The organism is Micrococcus sp. iso_239 (assembly GCF_056173395.1).
Genome location: NZ_CM149672.1, coordinates 1,091,885 through 1,110,875 on the forward strand (window position 1 = coordinate 1,091,885; position 18,991 = coordinate 1,110,875).

General features: G+C 73.9%; 14 protein-coding genes. 6 read left to right on the forward strand and 8 right to left on the reverse strand.

The window, feature by feature from the left end; all coding sequences use genetic code 11:
- The first annotated feature begins 117 nt into the window (after positions 1–117).
- From AC0VX2_RS05120 to pgsA, 5 genes are all read left to right on the forward strand, one after another.
- The gene (locus AC0VX2_RS05120) at positions 118–444 is read left to right on the forward strand and encodes a DUF6504 family protein (RefSeq protein ID WP_036338972.1); all 327 of its coding nucleotides are present in this window, start codon (positions 118–120) and stop codon (positions 442–444) included.
- Positions 441–4,139: a DNA polymerase III subunit alpha gene (locus AC0VX2_RS05125; RefSeq protein ID WP_136939768.1), complete on the forward strand. Its 3,699-nt coding sequence runs from the start codon at positions 441–443 to the stop codon at positions 4,137–4,139. Before AC0VX2_RS05120 ends, AC0VX2_RS05125 begins: the two co-directional genes overlap by 4 nt.
- Positions 4,140–4,248: 109 nt before the next feature.
- Positions 4,249–6,267, forward strand: coding sequence for a threonine--tRNA ligase (thrS, locus tag AC0VX2_RS05130; RefSeq protein ID WP_036313211.1), 2,019 nt, complete (start codon positions 4,249–4,251; stop codon positions 6,265–6,267).
- Positions 6,264–6,944, forward strand: a complete 681-nt coding sequence (locus AC0VX2_RS05135; RefSeq protein WP_095346702.1) for an HIT family protein — start codon at positions 6,264–6,266, stop codon at positions 6,942–6,944. The genes thrS and AC0VX2_RS05135 overlap by 4 nt, the downstream gene beginning before the upstream one ends.
- Positions 6,944–7,555 carry a phosphatidylinositol phosphate synthase gene (gene pgsA / locus AC0VX2_RS05140; protein WP_251393385.1) on the forward strand — a complete coding sequence of 204 codons (612 nt, stop codon included), beginning with the start codon at positions 6,944–6,946 and terminating at the stop codon, positions 7,553–7,555. The genes AC0VX2_RS05135 and pgsA overlap by 1 nt, the downstream gene beginning before the upstream one ends.
- Positions 7,556–7,580: 25 nt before the next feature.
- On the opposite strand, the gene AC0VX2_RS05145 is transcribed toward pgsA, so the two are convergent.
- From AC0VX2_RS05145 to AC0VX2_RS05155, 3 genes are read right to left on the reverse strand one after another with little or no spacing between them, the layout of a single operon-like run.
- Entirely contained in the window at positions 7,581–8,099 is a 519-nt protein-coding gene (locus AC0VX2_RS05145; RefSeq protein WP_044659664.1) for an aminoacyl-tRNA deacylase, read from the reverse strand.
- Positions 8,100–8,106: 7 nt separating this feature from the next.
- Entirely contained in the window at positions 8,107–8,565 is a 459-nt protein-coding gene (locus tag AC0VX2_RS05150; RefSeq protein ID WP_004167585.1) for a SufE family protein, read from the reverse strand.
- Positions 8,566–8,602: 37 nt separating this feature from the next.
- On the reverse strand, positions 8,603–9,496 hold the full coding sequence (locus AC0VX2_RS05155) for a sulfurtransferase (protein ID WP_044659665.1): 894 nt from the start codon (positions 9,494–9,496) through the stop codon (positions 8,603–8,605).
- 223 nt (positions 9,497–9,719) lie between these two features.
- Between AC0VX2_RS05155 and zapE the strand changes: the two genes are divergently transcribed.
- Positions 9,720–10,775, forward strand: a complete 1,056-nt coding sequence (gene zapE, locus AC0VX2_RS05160) for a cell division protein ZapE (protein WP_144820083.1) — start codon at positions 9,720–9,722, stop codon at positions 10,773–10,775.
- 74 nt (positions 10,776–10,849) lie between these two features.
- On the opposite strand, the gene AC0VX2_RS05165 is transcribed toward zapE, so the two are convergent.
- The 5 genes from AC0VX2_RS05165 to AC0VX2_RS05185 are packed head-to-tail and all read right to left on the reverse strand — an operon-like array spanning position 10,850 to position 18,942.
- Positions 10,850–13,555: a GNAT family N-acetyltransferase gene (locus AC0VX2_RS05165; RefSeq protein ID WP_144820084.1), complete on the reverse strand. Its 2,706-nt coding sequence runs from the start codon at positions 13,553–13,555 to the stop codon at positions 10,850–10,852.
- Complete coding sequence (locus AC0VX2_RS05170) at positions 13,552–15,378, reverse strand: IucA/IucC family protein (RefSeq protein ID WP_145015932.1); 1,827 nt, start codon at positions 15,376–15,378, stop codon at positions 13,552–13,554. The genes AC0VX2_RS05165 and AC0VX2_RS05170 overlap by 4 nt, the downstream gene beginning before the upstream one ends.
- Complete coding sequence (locus tag AC0VX2_RS05175) at positions 15,375–16,019, reverse strand: GNAT family N-acetyltransferase (protein WP_251393387.1); 645 nt, start codon at positions 16,017–16,019, stop codon at positions 15,375–15,377. Before AC0VX2_RS05175 ends, AC0VX2_RS05170 begins: the two co-directional genes overlap by 4 nt.
- Positions 16,020–16,024: 5 nt before the next feature.
- Positions 16,025–17,350, reverse strand: a complete 1,326-nt coding sequence (locus tag AC0VX2_RS05180) for a lysine N(6)-hydroxylase/L-ornithine N(5)-oxygenase family protein (protein ID WP_036313286.1) — start codon at positions 17,348–17,350, stop codon at positions 16,025–16,027.
- Positions 17,347–18,942: a pyridoxal phosphate-dependent decarboxylase family protein gene (locus AC0VX2_RS05185; RefSeq protein ID WP_051995184.1), complete on the reverse strand. Its 1,596-nt coding sequence runs from the start codon at positions 18,940–18,942 to the stop codon at positions 17,347–17,349. The genes AC0VX2_RS05180 and AC0VX2_RS05185 overlap by 4 nt, the downstream gene beginning before the upstream one ends.
- Positions 18,943–18,991: the final 49 nt, after the last annotated feature.

Below are 18,991 nucleotides of genomic sequence, written 5' to 3' on the forward strand. Positions count from 1 at the left end.
TGCGGCCCCACCTTCCCACTTCTTCCCCGCGTCCGGTCCGCCGGACGGGCCGCGCTCCCATCGCCCGACGGCACCCCGTCGTCGGTCCGGTCAGCAGTGCACAGGGAGAGAAGCAGAATGGGAGTCCTCACACAGTCGGTGGCGGTGGAGTGCGGGGCAGACGGTACCCCGCAGGGGCTGCGCTGGAACGGGCGGGACTACGTCCTCGCAGAGCGCCCCGTGCGCTGGTTCGAGCGGCGCCGCTGGTGGGCGGAGGAGGTCCGCGCGGAGAAGGGCCGCGGCGCCGGTCTCGTCGACCACGAGATGTGGCGGCTGCAGGTCCGCCTGGCCCGGGCCGGCGCCGCGCCCCTGCAGACCCTCGACGTCGCCCACCACCTGGACTCCGGCCGGTGGCGGCTCGTGCGCGTCCACGAGCACGCTCAGGACCTGAGGCGGTCGGCATGAGCCAGGCCGCCGCGGCCGGACGCACCGCCGCACCCTTCGCCCACCTGCACGTCGCCTCCGCGTTCAGCGCCCACTATGGGGTCAGCTGGCCCGAGGACCTCGTGGCCGCCGCCGCGGCCGCGGACATGGACCTGCTGGCCTGCACCGACCGGGACGGGCTCTACGGCATGGCCAAGCACGTGGGCGCCTGCCTGCGCCACGGCATCACCCCGATCGTGGGCGTGGACCTGGCCGTCCGGTGGAGCGAGGACGAGAACGCCGGCCGCGTGGTCGTGCTCGCCCGAGGAGGCTGTCATGGCTCCGGCTACCGCTCCCTGTGCGAGCTCGTCTCCGCCGCCCACGCCCGCACCACCGGGGGAGCGGCAGGCGGCAGCCCGTGGGCCAGCGTCGCCGAGCTCGCCGCCGCGGCGGCCGGCCGGGTCCCCACCGCCGCCAACCGAGACAACCCGCCCACCCCCGAGCTGTTCGTCCTCCTCGGCCCGGACTCGGACGTCGGCCGCCACCTGGCCCGCCGCCGGTACGCGGCCGGCCTCGCCGCCCTGCGCCGCTGGAAGGCGGCCCTGCCCGCAGGCAGCCCCCACGCCGACGTCGTCACCCACCTCTCCGCCCCCGGCCGCCGCCTCGACACCGGGCACGCCGTGAAGACCCTCCGCGCCGCCCGCCAGGCCCGCATCCCCGCCGTCCTGACCAACGCCGTGCGCTACGCGGCCCCGGACGGTGCCGCCACCGCGGACGTCCTCGACGCCGTCCGTGCCCTCAGCTCCCTCGACGCCCTCCACGACCTGCAGCCCAACGGACAGGGCTGGCTCAAGTCCACCGCCGCCATGCACCGCATCGCCCACGAGGTCGCCTTCGCCGCCGACGACCGCCCCGCCCCCCTGCTCGAGGCCACCCGCCGCCTCGCCGAGGCCTGCGCACTCGACCCCGAGACCGACCTCGGCTGGGGCGTGCCCCGCGTCCCCGAGGCCGCCGTCATCGGCATCGACGGCCCCCCGGAGCACGTGCTGCGCGAGCGCACCCGCACCGGCCTCCTCGCCCGCTACCCCCACCTCCACACCGGGGGAGGCCTCCCCGGCACCAGCCAGGCGGCCCGAGACCTGCAGGACCGCGCCGAGCACGAGCTCGGCATCATCACCCGACTCGGCTTCTCCTCCTACTTCCTCACCGTGGCCGCCGTCGTCGACCTCATCGAGGGCATGGGCATCCGCGTGGCCGCCCGCGGCTCCGGCGCCTCCTCCCTCGTCAACCACGCCCTGCGCATCTCCCATGTCGACCCCATGGCCAACGGCCTGATCATGGAGCGCTTCCTCTCCACCGACCGCTCCACCCTCCCGGACATCGACATCGACGTGGAGTCCGCCCGCCGCCACGAGATCTACCGCGCCGTCGTCGATCGCTTCGGCGCCGAGCGCACCACCCTCATGAGCATGCAGAACGCCTACCGGGCCCGCGGCGCCGTCCGCGACGCCGGCCTCGCCCTCGGCATGCCCGAACCCGAGGTGGACGCCATCGCCAAGCAGCTCTGGCGCTTCTCCGCCTCGAACTTCCGCGAGGCACTCCAGCGCATGCCCGAACTCGGCGGCCTCTCCCGCCGCATCGAGTCCGGCCGCGCCGAGGGCGACCGCCAGCTGGACCTGCTCGTCGACCTCACCGAACGCCTCGACCGCCTGCCCCGCCACATCTCCATGCACCCCTGCGGCGTCATCCTCGGCGACGCCACCCTGCTGCACCGCACCCCCGTCCAGCCCTCCGGCATGGGCCTGCCCATGAGCCAGTTCGACAAGCACGACATGGACCCCATGGGCTTCCTCAAGCTCGACATCCTCGGCGTGCGCATGCAGTCCGCCATCGCCTACACGATCGCCGAGGTCGAACGCACCACGGGCGAGCGCATCGACCTCGAACAGGTGCCCCTCGACGACCCCGCCACCTACGCGATGATCCGCACCACCCACACCCTCGGCTGCTTCCAGATCGAGTCCCCGGGCCAGCGCGAACTCGTCGGCAAACTCGCCCCCCGCGAGTTCAACGACCTCACCGTGGACATCTCCCTCTTCCGCCCCGGCCCCATGCAGTCCGACATGGTCCGACCCTTCCTTGAACAGCGGCACGGCTGGGCACCCGCCCACTACCCGCACCCCGACCTGCGGCCCGTCCTCGCCGAGACCCACGGGGTCACCGTCTTCCACGAACAGGTCCTGCGCACCATGGACGTCATGACCGGCTGCGGACTGGCCCGCGCCGACGAGCACCGCCGCCTCCTCGGCGGCCCGCAGGAACACCTCGTCGAAGAGGCCTTCCGCACCGGCGCCCTCGCCCGCGGCTACTCCCTCGAAGTCATCGACGAGGTCTGGGCCACCCTCTCCGCCTTCGGCTCCTTCGGCTTCTGCAAGGCCCACGGCGCCGCCTTCGCCGTCCCCACCTACCACTCCGCCTGGCTCAAGACCCACCACCCCGCCGCCTTCATGGCCGCCATCCTCGAACACGACCCCGGCATGTACCCCGCCCGCCTCATGGTCGCCGAGGCCCGCCGCATGGGCATCCCCGTCCTCCCCGTGGACGTCAACGCCTCCTCCCGCCACGTCCACGTCGAATGGGTCCCCGCCCACCCCGAGATCGACGACGGCGCCCCCGGCCGCTGGGGCATCCGCCTGCCCCTCACCAGCCTCTCCGGACTCAGCGAAGCCGAGACCGACCGCCTCGACGCCGGCCGTCCCTACCGCTCCCTCGCCGACGTCCGCGACCGCGCCCGCCCCACCGCCCGCAACCTCGAACGCCTCGCCCAGCTCGGCGCCCTCGACTGCCTCCTCCCACCCGGCGGCGCCTCCCGCACCGACCTCGTCCACCACCTCGAACTCCAGCACTCCACCACCCGCGGCACCGCCCCCGGCCGCACCGCCCCGCGCTCGCGGTCCGCCCGTCCACGGCAGGTGGAGGGCCAGCTGGCCCTGGACCTGCCGGACACCGAGCTCACCGCCCTCGCCCCGCTCTTCCCGGACCCGGGCCCGGCCGCCCGGGTCCGCACCGAGCTGGAGCTCACCGCCCTGGACGTCACCGCCCACCTCATGGACTCCCACGCCCCGTACCTGGACGCGCTCGGCGTCACCCGGGCGAAGGACCTGCTCGGGCTGCGCACGCAGTCCCGGGTGCTCGTGGCCGGGGTGCGCGTGGCCACCCAGACCCCGCCCATGCGCAGCGGCAAGCGGGTGGTGTTCCTCTCCGTGGACGACGGCACCGGCTGCGTGGACGCTTCCTTCTTCACCGAGGCCCAGCACGCCTCCGGGGAGATGCTCTTCTCCGCCCGCCTCCTGCTGATCGAGGGCACCGTCCGGCGCACCGGCGACCGGGCCGTGTCCGTCCAGGCCGTGCGCGCCTGGGACCTGCACCGGCCCGAGACGCTCCCGGACCCCGACTACCTGGACGCCACCCGGCAGCAGTGGCGGGACTGGCTCGCGGCGGACCGCCGAGCCGCCGCCGCGCGCCGCAGCGGCCGGGCGGGCACCGGGGCGCAGCCCCTGCCGGACATCCCGCACCACGGCACGGGCGGCTGGCCCGTGAAGGTGCGTACCGACGTCGGGCCGGCCGGCGGGGCCCGCCCCGGCCGCACGGCACCCGATCGGCCCGCTCCGGAGCACACCCCGATCCCGGTGCCCCACCCGGAGACGTGGGAGCTGCTGCCCACCCCGGACAGATGAGACCGCTCGCCTCCGTGCCCCGCCGTCCGGCCGCGCCCCTAGAATGGGACGCGGCCGACGGTGGCCCCCGTACGCCACCGATCCCGAAGCCAGACCTCGAAGGAGCACCGTGTCGGAGCCGAAGAACATCCTGCTGACCGTGGACGGAGAGCTGCGGGAGGTGACGCACGGCACCACCGGCCTCGACCTCTTCCGCGAGAAGCCGACCACCGCCGTGATGCGGGTGGACGGCCTGCTCTGGGACCTGGCCCGCGAGATCCCCGCCGGCGCGTCCGTCGAGTCGGTGGACATCACGGAGCCCGAGGGCCTCGAGGTGCTGCGGCACTCCACCGCCCACGTGATGGCCCAGGCCGTGCAGCAGCTGCGTCCGGGCGCCAAGCTCGGCATCGGCCCGTACATCACGGACGGCTTCTACTTCGACTTCGACGTCGACGAGCCCTTCACCCCCGAGGACCTCAAGCAGATCTCCTCGCTCATGCAGAAGATCGTGAAGTCCGGCCAGACCTTCCGCCGCCGCGTCGTGGACGAGGAGACCGCCCGCGCCGAGATGGCGGACGAGCCCTACAAGCTCGAGCTGCTCGGCAAGAAGGATGCCGCGGACACCGCCGGCGAGGGCGCCTCCGTGGAGGTCGGGGCCGGGGAGATCACCATCTACGACAACGTGGACCGCAAGACCGGCGACGCCGTGTGGTGCGACCTCTGCCGCGGCCCGCACCTGCCCTCCACCAAGCTCATCGGCAACGGCTTCGCGCTCACCCGCTCCGCCGCCGCCTACTGGCTCGGCAATGAGAAGAACAAGCAGCTGCAGCGCATCTACGGCACCGCCTGGGCCAGCAAGGACGACCTCAAGGCCTACCAGGAGCGCCTCGCCGAGGCCGAGCGCCGCGACCACCGCAAGCTCGGCGCCGAGCTGGATCTCTTCTCCTTCCCGGACGAGCTCGGCTCCGGCCTGCCCGTGTTCCACCCGCGCGGCGGCATCATCCGCAAGGAGATGGAGGACTACTCCCGTCGGCGCCACACCGAGGCCGGCTACGAGTTCGTCTACACCCCGCACATCACCAAGCAGCACCTCTACGAGGTGTCCGGCCACCTCGACTGGTACGCGGACGGCATGTTCCCGCCCATGCACATCGACGAGGTCCGTGATCCCGAGACCGGCGAGATCACGCGCCAGGGGCAGAACTACTACCTCAAGCCGATGAACTGCCCCATGCACAACCTGATCTACCGCTCCCGCGGCCGGTCCTACCGTGAGCTGCCGCTGCGGCTGTTCGAGTTCGGCTCCGTGTACCGGTACGAGAAGTCCGGCGTGGTCCACGGGCTCACGCGCGTGCGCGGCATGACCCAGGACGACGCCCACATCTACTGCACCCGCGAGCAGATGAAGGAGGAGCTGACCACCACGCTCAACTTCGTCCTCGACCTGCTCAAGGACTACGGCCTCAACGACTTCTACCTCGAGCTCTCCACGAAGGACCCGGAGAAGTTCGTCGGCTCCGACGAGATCTGGGAGGAGGCCACCCGCACCCTCGCCGAGGTCGCGGAGGCCTCCGGTCTGCAGCTCGTCCCGGATCCGGGCGGCGCCGCGTTCTACGGCCCGAAGATCTCGGTCCAGGCCCGGGACGCCATCGGCCGTACGTGGCAGATGTCCACCATCCAGCTGGACTTCAACCTGCCCGAGCGCTTCGACCTCGAGTACCAGGCCGCCGACGGCACCCGTCAGCGCCCCGTGATGATCCACCGCGCCCTCTTCGGCTCCATCGAGCGCTTCCTGGGCGTCCTCACCGAGCACTACGCCGGCGCGTTCCCGGCCTGGCTTGCCCCGGAGCAGGTCGTGGCCATCCCGGTGGCCGAGGCATTCAACGACTACCTGGACGACGTCGTCGCGAAGCTGCGTGCCGAGGGGATCCGGGCGCGCCTGGACGACTCCTCGGACCGCTTCCCGAAGAAGATCCGCACCGCGGCCAAGGAGAAGGCGCCGTTCGTGCTGATCGCCGGCGGCGAGGACAGGGAGGCGAACGCCGTGTCCTTCCGCTTCCGCGACGGCACCCAGGACAACGGCGTGCCGGTGGAGGAGGCGATCGAACGCATCGTGAAGGCGGTGCGCGAGCGCGAGGTCACCCCATGACCAGCCCCGGCACCGGCGGATCCGACGCGCGGGCGCAGGCCCGCGCGTCGGCGGACGCCGCCGCCACGGACGGCTTCGAGCTGCCCGGCGCCCCGGACGCCTTCGAGCGGTTCTGGAACGCCCACCGCATGGCGTACGTGTCCAAGGGGACGGGCCAGGTCAAGGACGAGCACACCTGCCCGTTCTGCGCGGCCCCGCAGCGCGACGACGAGCACTCCCTCATCGTCCACCGCGGCCGCACCGCCTACGTGGTGCTGAACCTGTACCCGTACAACCCCGGTCACCTGCTCGTCTGCCCCTACCGCCACGTGCCCCTGTACACGGACACCACCACGGAGGAGGCCGCCGAGATGGCGGAGCTGACCCAGACGGCGATGCTCGCCCTCGGCCAGGCCGCCGGCGCGTCCGGCTACAACCTCGGCATGAACCAGGGGGCGGTGGCCGGCGCCGGGATCGCGGCCCATCTGCACCAGCACGTGGTGCCCCGGTGGACCGGCGACGGCAACTTCCTGCCGATCATCGCCCGGACCAAGAACATGTCGCAGACCCTGGGGGAGACCCGGCAGATCCTCGCGGACGTCTGGGACCGGGCCGCCCGGGACCACGCCGCGCGCCAGGCGGCCAACGCCCGTGCCGCGGCCGAGCATCCTCGCCCGGGGGCCGGAGACTCCGCCTGATGCTGGACCGTCACGCGCGCGGCGTCACCACCCGCCTGTTCACCCCGGTGGCCCGTACGCTCCTGCGGGCCGGGGTCAGTCCGGACACCGTGACGGTCGTCGGCACACTCGGCGTGAGCCTGGGCGCGCTCGTGCTCTTCCCCCTGGGGCACCTGTTCTGGGGCACGCTCTTCATCACCGCGTTCGTGTTCTCGGACCTGGTGGACGGGATCATGGCGCGCGAGGCCGGGTCCACCGGCCGCTGGGGCGCGTTCCTCGACTCCACCCTGGACCGCGTGCAGGACGCGGCCGTGTTCCTCGGGCTGTGCCTGTGGGGCTTCGGCGTCGGCGCCGCACCCGCGGTCGGCGCGCTCTCCGGGGCCTGCCTGGCCCTGGGCATGCTCGTCTCCTACGTGCGCGCCAAGGCGGAGGCCCTCGGCTGGAGCGCGCACGTCGGCATCGCCGAGCGCGCCGAACGGCTCGTGGCCACCCTCGTGGTCGCCGGCCTCACGGGCCTCGGCCTGCCCCCGGTCGTCCTGGCCGTCACCTTGGGGCTGCTCGCCGCCGCGTCCCTGGTCACCGTCGGCCAGCGCATGGTCGCGGTGCGTCGCCAGGCGCGCGACGACGTCTGACCGGCCCGGCCGCAGGACCCGCCCGTCAGTCCGCCGCGATCTCCGCGACGACGGCGCCCGTCACCTGCACGAGGTCGGCGGGCGCGATCTCCACATCCAGGCCGCGTTGCCCGCCGGAGACGTACATGAGCTCCGCGTCGAGGGCGGAGGAGTCCAGGACGACGGGGTGGGGCCGGCGCTGGCCCAGGGGAGAGACGCCGCCCCGCACGTAGCCGGTCCGGCGTTCGACGACGGCCAGATCGGCCAGGGCGAGTCGCTTGACGCCCAGCACCGCGGCGGCGGCCCGCAGGTCCAGCTGACCGGACACGGGCACCACGCACGCGGCGAGCGCGCCGTCGGGGTCCGCCACCATCAGCGTCTTGAACAGTCGGTCGGCGGGCACGCTGAGCGCCCGGGCGACCTGGACGCCGAACCGCTCGCCGCCGGCGTCGAGGGCCACGTCGAAGGTGTGCAGCCGGTACGGGACCCCGGCGGCCTCGAGGGCGGCGACGGCCGGTGTGGCCGCCCCGTGCCGGGCGCTGCGATCCTTCTTGCGCTGGCCCACGGCGGACTCAGGCGATCCCGGCCTGCTCGCGCACGTTGCGCTTGATGCGGCCGAGCATGGCGGACATTCCGCGCAGGCGCAGGGGGGTGAGGGCCTTGGCCAGACCGAGGCGGGTGGGGATGTCCTCGGGCACGTCCAGGACCTCGAGGGCGCTCAGCCCGTCCAGGCCCTGGGTGAGCACGGAGGCGAAACCGCGCGTGGTGGGCGCCTCCGGGGGAGCGGTGATGAAGAGGCGGACCGGGGCCTGCGGACCGGGCTCACCCTCGAGCTCCACGGCCAGGAACAGCGGGGTCTGACACTCCACGACCTGCTCCATCTCGGCCTCGTGGCCGTCGTAGCGCTCCGGCAGCGCCGGCAGCTCGTCCGAGAATTCCAGCAGCAGCTCGAGCTTCTCGGGATCGGGCACCCCGGCGAAGTCGTCGATGATCTCGGCCAGGGCGGCGGGCACGGCGTGGTTCTCGGTCATGGTGTCCCAGTCTAGTGATCCACGCCGTGCCGGGGGCTCAGCGCGCGGGGGCCTCGCCCGGCTCTTCGCCGACGGCGATCGGCAGGCGCACGGCGTTGCCCCACTCGGTCCAGGAGCCGTCGTAGTTGCGGACGTCCTCGTGGCCGAGCAGGTACTTGAGCACGAACCAGGTGTGGGAGGACCGCTCGCCGATGCGGCAGTAGGCGATCACGTCGTCACCCTCCTGCAGCCCGGCGCCGGCGCGATAGACCTGCTCCAGCTCGGCGCGGGACTTGAAGGTGCCGTCCTCGTTGGCCGCGGACGCCCACGGCACGGACGCCGCCGTGGGGATGTGGCCGCCGCGCAGGGTGCCCTCCTGCGGGTAGCCGGCCATGTGCGTGGTCTCGCCCGTGTACTCGGGACGGGAGCGGACGTCGATCAGCGGGGTGGTCCCGATGGCCTGCAGGACGTCCTCGCGGGCGGCACGATCTGTGTGGTCGTCGCGCTCGATCACCGGGTACTCGGCGCGGGCCACGGTCGGGACCTCGCGGGTGGTCTCGCGTCCCTCCGCGATCCACTTGTCACGGCCGCCGTCCATCAGGCGCAGGTCCTCATGGCCGTAGAGGGTGAACACCCACAGGGCGTAGGCGGCCCACCAGTTGGACTTGTCGCCGTAGAACACCACGGTGGTGTCCCGGGAGATCCCCTTGGAGGCGGCGAACTCGGCGAAGGCCTCGGGGCCGACGAAGTCGCGGGTGACGGGGTCGTTGAGCTCGGTGTGCCAGTCGACGCGTTGGGCGCCGGGGATGTGGCCGGTGGAGTAGAGGAGAGCGTCCTCGTTGGACTCGAGGACCACGACGTCCTCGTCGCCGACATGGTCGGCGACCCACTGCGTGGACACCAGCTTCTCGGGGTGGGCGTACTCGGAGAACTTCGCGGCGGTATCGGTCATGGCACTGCCTTCCTTCGCGTCGGGGCGGGCCCGCACGGGCCCGGGGCGGGCGGCACGACGACGGCGGGTTCCGTGTCCGTGCCCTGCGCGCCAGATTACGGCACGTCGGTGTCACGTAAGAGGGTAGGGGCCCCTCAGTCCGGGACACGCGAGGTCACATGGGTCGGGTCCGCGGCCCGATAGCATGGCCCGGAATCCCCGTCGTCGACCCTGGGAGTGTCCCGTGGCTCAGATCGTCCACCTCGCCGACCGTTCGCCGCAGGTCACCCCGGACCAGCTGTTGTCCGGCTTCCACCCGTCGTACCGCTTCGGCACGGTGTCCTTCGACACCTACATCCCGGACCCCGCGCACCCCTCGCAGGCACAGGCCGTGGAGCGGCTGCGCCGGTTCGCGGCAGACCTCGGCCGGGGCGGTTCGGGCGGCGGGTTCCTCGGCGGCCTGTTCGGCGGGAAGAAGCGGGCGGCAGGGCCGGCCGGCATCTACCTCGACGGCGGTTTCGGCGTCGGCAAGACCCACCTGCTGGCCTCGACGTGGCACGCGGCCCCCGGACCCAAGGCGTTCGGCACGTTCGTGGAGTACACCAACCTCGTGGGCGCCCTGTCCTTCCGCAAGGCGGTGGACGAGCTCAAGGAGTACACCCTCGTGTGCATCGACGAGTTCGAGCTCGACGACCCGGGGGACACCGTGCTGATGTCCCGCCTCATGCGCGAGCTGGCCGACGCCGGCGTGCGCCTGGTGGCGACCTCCAACACCCTGCCGGGCTCGCTCGGCGAGGGGCGCTTCGCGGCGCAGGACTTCAAGCGCGAGATCCAGGTCCTGGCCGACCAGTTCGAGGTCATCCGCGTGGACGGCGAGGACTACCGCCACCGCGGCCTCTCCGCCGCCCCGTCGCCCCTGGACGACGCCGCCGTCGAGACCACCGCCCAGGAGAACTTCCCCGACGCGGGCGTGCTCGCCGTGGACGACTTCGCGGACCTCACCGCGATGCTCTCCCGCGTGCATCCCTCCCGCTACCGCGAGCTCGTCAAGGACGTGGACGTGCTCGCCCTCCACGACGTGCACACCATCACGGAGCAGGCCACGGCCCTGCGCTTCGTGGTGTTCGCGGACCGCCTGTACGACAAGGACGTGCCCGTCCTCGCCTCCGGCGTGCCCTTCGACGCCCTGTTCACGCAGGAGATGATGCACGGCGGCTACATGAAGAAGTACTTCCGCACGGTCTCCCGCATGACCGCCCTGGTCCGGGAGGGCCAGACGGGCGTGGCCGAGCACAAGTGAGCCACCGCCCCTGACCGGCACGATCACGGCGCGCACCGAGGCGGGTGCGCGCCGTCGCCGTGTGCGGGGCCGGGTCAGCGCACGTCGCGGAAGCACAGCGCCGCCCGCTTGCCCGGCAGCTCGACCTCCCGGTCCACCGTGAAGCCCAGAGCCCGGGCGGTCTTCACGGCCCGCGTGTTGCGGACGTCCGGCTCGATCACGAGCCGACGCGTGCCGGGGCGTGCGCCCAACCAGTCCACAATGCTCCGGTAGGCCGTGGCGCGGGCGCGCCCCTGCAGGCCGCCGGGGGCGGTGATGAAATGGAATCCGAGGTCCCCGTCCCGCACCTCGTAGGCGCCGCCGACCTCCTCCGCGCGAGGGTCGTAGGTCTGCACGAGGGCCATGAGGGTCCCGCCGTGCCACACGAGGTGGTTCGCGTGGGTGGGCTGGAACTCGAGGAAGTCGTAGACCTCCTCGACGTCCTGCACGCTGTGCCCGCGCATCCCGTAGAACTCCGCCCGCGGCTCCGTGACGAGTGCGTGGATCAGCGGGGCGTCCAGGGCCGGGCGGACGCGCGTCATGGTCAGGCCCAACGCCCCGACGCCGACCTCGGCCACGATGCGTCCCGGAGGGGCCCCGCCGGGGACGGAGCGGGCGGGTGCGACGCCGCTGCCGGCGGACGGGGGGACGGGACCGGACGGCACGGGCAGCAGGCGGCCGGCGGCCCACGCGTCCAGCTGATCCGTCACGTGCCCGCCTCCGAGACCGGAGGCGCCGAACGGGACGACCCACCGGCTGCGGGTGCGGTCGCCGAGGTCGAACACGACCCGGGCCACCGGCCCGCGGTGGGTGCCGACGGCCAGGCCGGGGGCGTGCGAGGTGGCGCAGACCGCGTCCGCGGTGCCGCCCACCCGGACGGACCCGATCGTGTCGAGCACGTCGGCGAGCCCCGGCTCGTCCGGCCCGCCGGGATGCTCGTGCGTGAACAGGAACGGGGTCAGGGCATGCGCCTCGCCCCAGGTCCGGGCCGCGCCGTCGGGGCCCGGCGGCTCGGCGGCGTCGCCGACGGCGGCGACGGCGGCCCGCACGAGGTCCCTCGTCGACGCTGTGATCCCCAGGGCCGCGCGCAGCGGCTCCGGCCCGCGCTCGGCGAGCGCCGCGCCGACCCATGCGGCGGCGTCGCCCCACGGTGCCCACGGGCCGCCGAGCAGGGCCCGCGAGGCGGGCGGCAGGTGCGCGATCAGGGCGGCGGCCACCTCGTGCTCCACGAGGAGCCACCAGCGGGCTGCGGCCGATCCGGCGGCGGCGTCGCCGGCCCACGCCGGGACGGACTCCGCGGCCAGCACGCCGTCCGCGACGAGCGCGTCGACGGCGTCGGCGAGCCAGGCCCGCGGCGCGCCCGGGGTCCGGGTGTCCGTCTGCAGGGCGGCCATCGCGTCCACGGTCCGCTCCTGCGGTGCCAGCGCCTCGAGGGCTTCCCGGATGCGGCGGGACCGCCACGGCGCGCACGCGTCCACGGTGAGGCAGGCGGTGTCCGGGTGGGGCTCGTTGGCCGCCACCACGACGTCGTCCGCCGCGGCCGGCGCGGGCCAGCGCACCCAGCGCTGATCGAGGGACCCGTCGGCGGAGCCCCGGCCCAGCGCGGAGGCCCGCGCCGCACCCCAGGCCGAGCGTCGATCCCGGCGCCGCACGGCCCCGGCGTGCCGGGTGAGCACCGTCCGCCGGTCCGCGACGATCACGCGATTGACCGGCTCGACGTGCCCGTCCAGCACCGCGCAGGCCTCCGCGGCGCTCGCGGCCGTGAGCAGCCGGCGCGCGCTCGGCAGGCCGGTGTCGGCGCGGTCCCAGGCGGGGAACCGCATGCTCACCGGGCCGGCGCCGGGCACGTCCACGAGCCGCCCGCGCGGGGTGTGGGCCACCCGCACGTCCACGGGGTCGCCGCCGCGCACGTGCACCCGCTCGGTCCGGGCGTCGAGGACCTCCGGCCCCTCGGGGGCGTCCTCGAGGACCATCTCGAGCGAGGACACCATCGCCGAGGTCGTCACCCACGCGACGTGCTCGGACTGCCCCACATGCGGGACGCCCGGCACACCGGGGAAGGCCAGGCCGACGACGTCGACGCGGTCCCGGGGACGCTCGGCCTCCACCACGAGGCGCACCTGCTGGTAGACGCCGGGCAGCTCGAGCAGCCGGTGCGGGTCGGCGGCCACGAGCGGAGCGCCCTCGGCGCCGACGCGCACCGCCCAGGCGTTCGAGCCGTCCGCGTCGGGGCGCGGCGAGATCAGCGCCGCGGCGAGCGCGGGGAAGCGCTCGGCCAGCAGGGTGCGGAACAGGGCGGCCGGCGCGTTGGTCAGCCAGACGTTGTAGCCCAGGTGCAGGGCGAGCGCCGTGTGCGGGTCGAACGGCAGCGGCTTCACCCCGTGGGCGGCGAACTCGGGCGCGCGCCGGGCCCCGGCGTCCAGCCCCGCGTTCACGCCGTCGGCGAACCGGGTGAACCAGGCCCGGTCCTCCGCGTCGTCGAGGGCGTCGAACGCCCGGCGGGCCGCGCCGTCCAGGTCCATCTGCCGGGCGGCGACGTCGTTCGCCACCGCCGGCGGGCCGAACACCTCGGCGCCCATGCCGGTGACCCGGCGGTGCTCGCAGTCGACCTGCCAGGCCCGCTCCGTCGCCACGTGCCACCCCTGGAGGTAGGCCAGCTCGGGCAGGGACGCGGCCACGAGCGTCGGCACGCCGTGCGCGTCCCGGTGGCAACGGCCCGCCACGTCACCCGTCGCCGTCCCGGTCCACGCGTCCGCGCTCATGCCGCGGCGTCCTGCCGGAGCTCCGCCAGCGCGCGGCGCAGCGGCGCGGCCACCGGGTTGGCCAGGCGACCGGCGTAGAGCAGCGAGCCCGACGGGTCCGTCAGGTCCACCATCTGCGTGGCGTTCCGCAGCTGCAACCGGTTCAGGCACGAGTGCGCGAAGTCCTCCGCGTCCAGGCCGAGGCGCTCCACATCCGCGAGCCCCAGGGCCGTGTACTCGGCGAGGACCCGCCCCACCACGGCGTAGAACTCCTCCGCCGGCAGCAGGGCGTCCGCGTCCATCACGTCGGCCAGATGGCGCAGCACGCCGTCCAGCATGTCCGTGAAGAAGGAGAGGGAGAGGTCCTCGTCGGTGAGGTCGATGCGGATGCGCCGGGTCTGCTCCGTGAGCGGGACGCCGTCCGCGCCGACCACCACCTCCTCCCCGATGTCCTTGAGGAAGGCGCCGGTGACCCGTCCCTCCCGCAGGCGGAGCACGATGTTCTCCCCGTGGGGCATGAACACGGTCGAGTAGGCGGCGGCCAGATGCACCAGCGGGGTCACGTAGGCCGTCACCACCCCGTGCAGCCACTGCGCCGCCGTCAGCCCCGAGCGCTCCACGAGCGCCCCCGCCACGGAGCGGCCCCCGCCGTCCCGGTGCAGCAGCGCCGCCATGGTCATGACCCGCTCGCCCTCCGCCAGGCGCGGCAGCGGACTCTCCCGCCACAGGGCGGCGAGCATCTTCGTGTGAGGACCCTTCGAGCCCACGGCATGGAAGGCGTCCCCGGTGTACCCGGCCGAGGCGTACTCCCGCAGCACCCCGAAGCCCCACCTCGCGAGCAGGGGGTCGGAGTCCACGAGGTCGGCCACCACCGCGTTGATCGCCGGGGTGACGGACATGTACGCGGGGGAGAGGCCGCGCACGAACCCCATGTTCTGCACGGACAACGCCGTCTTCAGCTGCGGGGCGTGCGGGTCGCTCGCGTTGAACAGGGTGCGCACCGCCTGCATGGCCGTGAACGCGTCCGGGTCTTCGCCCACGTGCACCAGCCGCCCCGCGGCGAGGTCGGGGGCGAACGCCACCTGGATCCGGTGCTCCCACTGCCACGGGTGCACCGGGATCAGCGTGTACGCCTCCGGATCGACGTCGAGCGCCGCCGCCCGCTCCGCCCACAGGCCCGCCACCGCCTCGGTGATCGGCGGGGGCGGCGCCGGCACGGCGGCGCCCGCGCTCGCGGTCTTGGGCCAGGTCCACCGTCCCCCGAGCTCGGAGGGGAACGCGAGCCACACCGGGTGCAGCGCCCGCCCGCCCTCGGGGGCGAACATCGCGTACTCCGTGGCCCCCCAGCCGATGCGGCCGTTGGTGGCCACGAAGCCCGGGTGTCCCTCGCTCATGGCGGCCTCCACCGCCGTGTAGTCCGCGTCCACCAGGTCGGCGGCGGACGGGCGCTCGCCGGCCAGGGTGTGGCACCGGGCGGCGAAGGTGGAGGCGAGCTCCTCGAGATAGACGTCCAGCGCCTCGCCGGCCAGCCCGAGCACCTCGGCCGCGTCGAGGACGAAGCGGTCGACGGCCACCGCGTCCGGATCCCCGGCACGGCACACCGAGTCCGGATCCACGCCGAGGTGCTCGAGCGGGAGGGCACGCGCGGTGAACGTCCACCGCACCCCGCCCAGGGTGAGCGTGTAGGCGTGGCGGCCGGCGTCGTCGACCCGCTCGCCGCGCACCGGCGTCAGGAGCCGCTCATGGGTGAACTCGCGGATCGCCTTGGCGACGAGCAGCCGGTGGGCGTGCCGGGCGGTCGGCGCCGTCAGCGCGTCCAGGCGGGACGGGGGGACGGGGGTCATGCGGACACCTGCCTGTCGGGGGTGAGGAGGAGCGGGGGCTCGGGGAGGGTGAGGTCCAGCCCGGCGGCGAGGACGCCGATCCGGCTGGCAGTGAAGGACTCGGGCGTGGCGATCGAGAGCATCGCCGTCTTGGATCCCAGCGCCACGGGACCGAGCTCCGTGAACCCGGCGGCCAGGTTCTTCGCCCGGATGGCGGCGTTGCGCTCGTCCGGCTCGACGACGACGCGCCGCGCCCCCGGCTGGGCCAGGCACCAGCGCACCACCGCGGCCATCACCAGGTCCGTGGTCCCGGGCACCGGGGTGTCCGTCGGGGCGACGAGCACGTGCAGGCCGATGTCGCCGGGCGCGCCCGCATACCGTCCGGCCAGCTCCGAGTGGGCCGGGTCGTAGACCTCCACCAGGAAGGTCGCGGTCCCGTCCACGAGCCCCACGTGCGCGTGGTGGTGCGGGTGCGCGGTGATCGCCTCGTACTCGGCCACGACGTCGGCCAGGCCCGCCTCCGTCATCTCCCAGTACACGGCGTGCGGGGACGTCACCCACCGGTGCAGCAGCGGATGGTCCTGCGCGCCCACGGGACGGAGCTCCACACGACGGGCCGCGCTCGCGGCCGCACCGTCCACGGTGGTCTGCGGCGGCGTCACGGCGCTCACCGGACGCCCGCCGCGACGGCACCGAAGTCCTGGAACGCGATCGACTCGGCCTGCGCGTAGACCTCGCGGCCGGCGATCGTGCTGAGGATGCGGCCGCTGTGCTCCGCCGCCATGCCCAGGTCCGGGCCGGTGAGCCCCAGGGGCTGTTCGGCGGTGTTGTGCACGAAGATCCGGCGGCCGCTCACGTCGATCGCGTGGTCCGCGTTCGCCGTCGTCCGACCGTCCTCCACGCGCAGCAGGTGCCGCACCGGCTCCAGGAACGGATGGTCCGGGTGGCGGTAGCCCGTGCCCGCGACGACGCGGTCCACCACGTGCCGCGCGGTCACCCCGGTCTCCTCATCGCGCAGGGTGACCTCCACCCGGGGCGCGCCCTGGCCCGCGACCAGGCGGGCGTCCGCCACCGACGTGCCCGGCCACAGCCGGGCCGGGTCCAGCGGACCCACCTGGCGTTCGTACAGCGCGTGGTAGACGTCCTCGATCGTGTGCTCGCTGATCCCCTTGTACAGGGACCGGTGGGACGCGTTGATCTCATCCCGCCGCGCCCGGGGCAGAGTGGCGAAGTGCCGCTCATAGTCCAGCGAGGTCAGCTCGAGCGTCAGCTGGCCGACCTCCATGCCGAAGAACCGGGGTGAGCGCGTGACCCACGTGAGGTCCGGGTGGCCCGCGTTCAGCAGGTCCAGGGCGCACTCCGCCGCCGACTGACCGCTGCCCACCACCAGGACCGACCCGGCCTCAACGATGTCCTCGCGACGGCCCATGTACTCGCCCGTGTGCACCACGGGGGACGCGCCGACCCGGACCGCCTCCTCCGCGACGCGCGCGAGCGGCGCGGGCAGGGATGGCACCGTGCCCGTGCCCACCACCACGTGGTCGGCCCGGTGCGTGCTGGTCCCGGCCGCGGAGGCCGCCTCCACCACGAACTCGTCCGCCTGCTCGTCCCACCGCACCGCCGTCACCGTGGTCCCGTAGGCGATGCCGGGCAGCTGGGCTGCCACCCACGCGCAGTAGTCCGAGAACTCCCGCCGCAGCGGGTACCAGGAACCCCGGATGTAGAAGCGGTGAAGCCGGCCCATCGCCTTGAGATACGCCAGGAACGAGTACGGGGAGGTCGGGTCCGCGAACGTCACCAGGTCAGCGAGGAACGGCACCTGGATCTGCGCGCCCGGCAGCATCATGCCCGGGTGCCACACGAACGCGTCGCGGCTCTCCACCACCTCCACCTCGACGTCGGGCAGCGGGTGGGCCAGCGCGGCCAGGCTCAGGTCGAACGGGCCCAGCCCGATCGCGAGCACGCGGCGGGGGGACGTGGACGCCGGGCTCATGCGCACACCTGCTCTCCGTGCTCAACCACGCGCGCCGCGGACGGACGGGGTCCCGCCGACGAGGGAAGCGTGCAGGACACGGAGGCCGACGGGGCATGCGGACGGTTCCGCCCCGCCCCGCGCCTCCGGTGACGGCCGGCCCGCACCGCGTCGGCGTGCCGCAGCGCCGCCTCCTCCACGACGTCGACCAGCGCCTCCAGCTCGCCCGAGGTGACCGCGGGGTTCAGGATCGTGAACTTCAGATGGGGCACCCCGTCCACCACCGTCGTCGCGATCAGCGCGCGCCCGCCGGCCACCAGCTCCCGGTGCATCGCCGCCTGCACCGCCGTGCACTCCTCCTCCGACAGTCCCTCGGCCCGCACCCGGAACAGCACCGTCACCAGCGTCGGATCCTCCAGCACCGCGAACATCGGCCGGGCCCGCAGGATCCCGCACGCCTGCCGCGTGCGCTCGCGCGCCCCCGCGAACAGGGACGCCACCGCCTCGGCCCCATGCTCACGCAGCGTCAGCCACAGCTTGAGCGAATCGAACCGGCGGCTCGTCTGCAGCGACCGATCCGCCAAGTTCGGATGGACGCTGTCCTCCGGGTTCAGGTAATCCGCGTGCACCGTCACATGGCGCAGGCTCTCGGCATCCCGCACCACCAGCGCGCTGCAGGCCAGCCCCACGTAGAACGTCTTGTGGAAGTCCATCGTCACCGAGTCCGCACGGTGCAGTGCCGGCAGCTCGTGGCGCGTCGCCGCGCTCGCGGCGAGGATCCCGCCCACGGCCGCGTCCGCATGGACCCACATCCCGTGGCGTTCGGCGACGTCGGCGATGGCCGGCAGCCGGTCGATGGCGCCGCGGTCGGTGGTCCCCAGCGTCGCGACGACGGCCATCGGCACGGCACCGGCGGCCACCTCACGCTCGACCGCCGCGGCCAGGGCCCCGGGGTCCAGGCGCCCGGCGGCGTCGGTGGGGACGACGACCACGGCGTGGCGGCCCAGCCCGAGCAGGCCGGCTGCCTTGGCGATGCTGTAGTGCGTGGCCGCGCTGACGAAGACGCGCAGCGAGCCGAGCACCTCGGCGGGCAGGTCGGCGAGCCCGGCGTGGCCGGTGAGACGCTGCACGGCGCGGCCGCGGGCCAGCGTCATGGCCTGCAGGTTGGAGGCCGACCCTCCGGAGGTGAAGACGCCGTCGCCCGCGGCGAACCCGCACCAGCGTCCGACCTCGGCCAGGAGCCGCTGCTCCATGAGCGCCGCGGAGCGGGCCTGGTCCCAGGACTCGACCGCCGTGTTGAGCGCCCCGAGCACGGTGTCCGCTGCGGTGCTGGAGAGCAGGACCGGGCAGTTGAGGTGAGCGGCATAGCGCGGGTGGTGGTAGGCGGTGGTCTGGTGGGCGTAGAGCTCCGCGACCTCGGCGAGGGCGTCGTCGAGGCTGCCCGTCGGCTGCGAGAAGTCGACGGCGCCGACGGCGTCGGCCAGGTGCGTCGACGGGGTGTCCGGGTGGACCCCCGCGCGGTCGTAGGCGGTGTCGACGGCCACCCGGGCCGCCCTGCCGGTGGCGTCGAGGTAGGCGGCGGGATCGCCGAGTCCGAACAGGCGAGGGAGCATGGGAGGGCCTTCCGTGAGGGGGTCGTCGGCTCCGGGCGGCGTGCGCCAC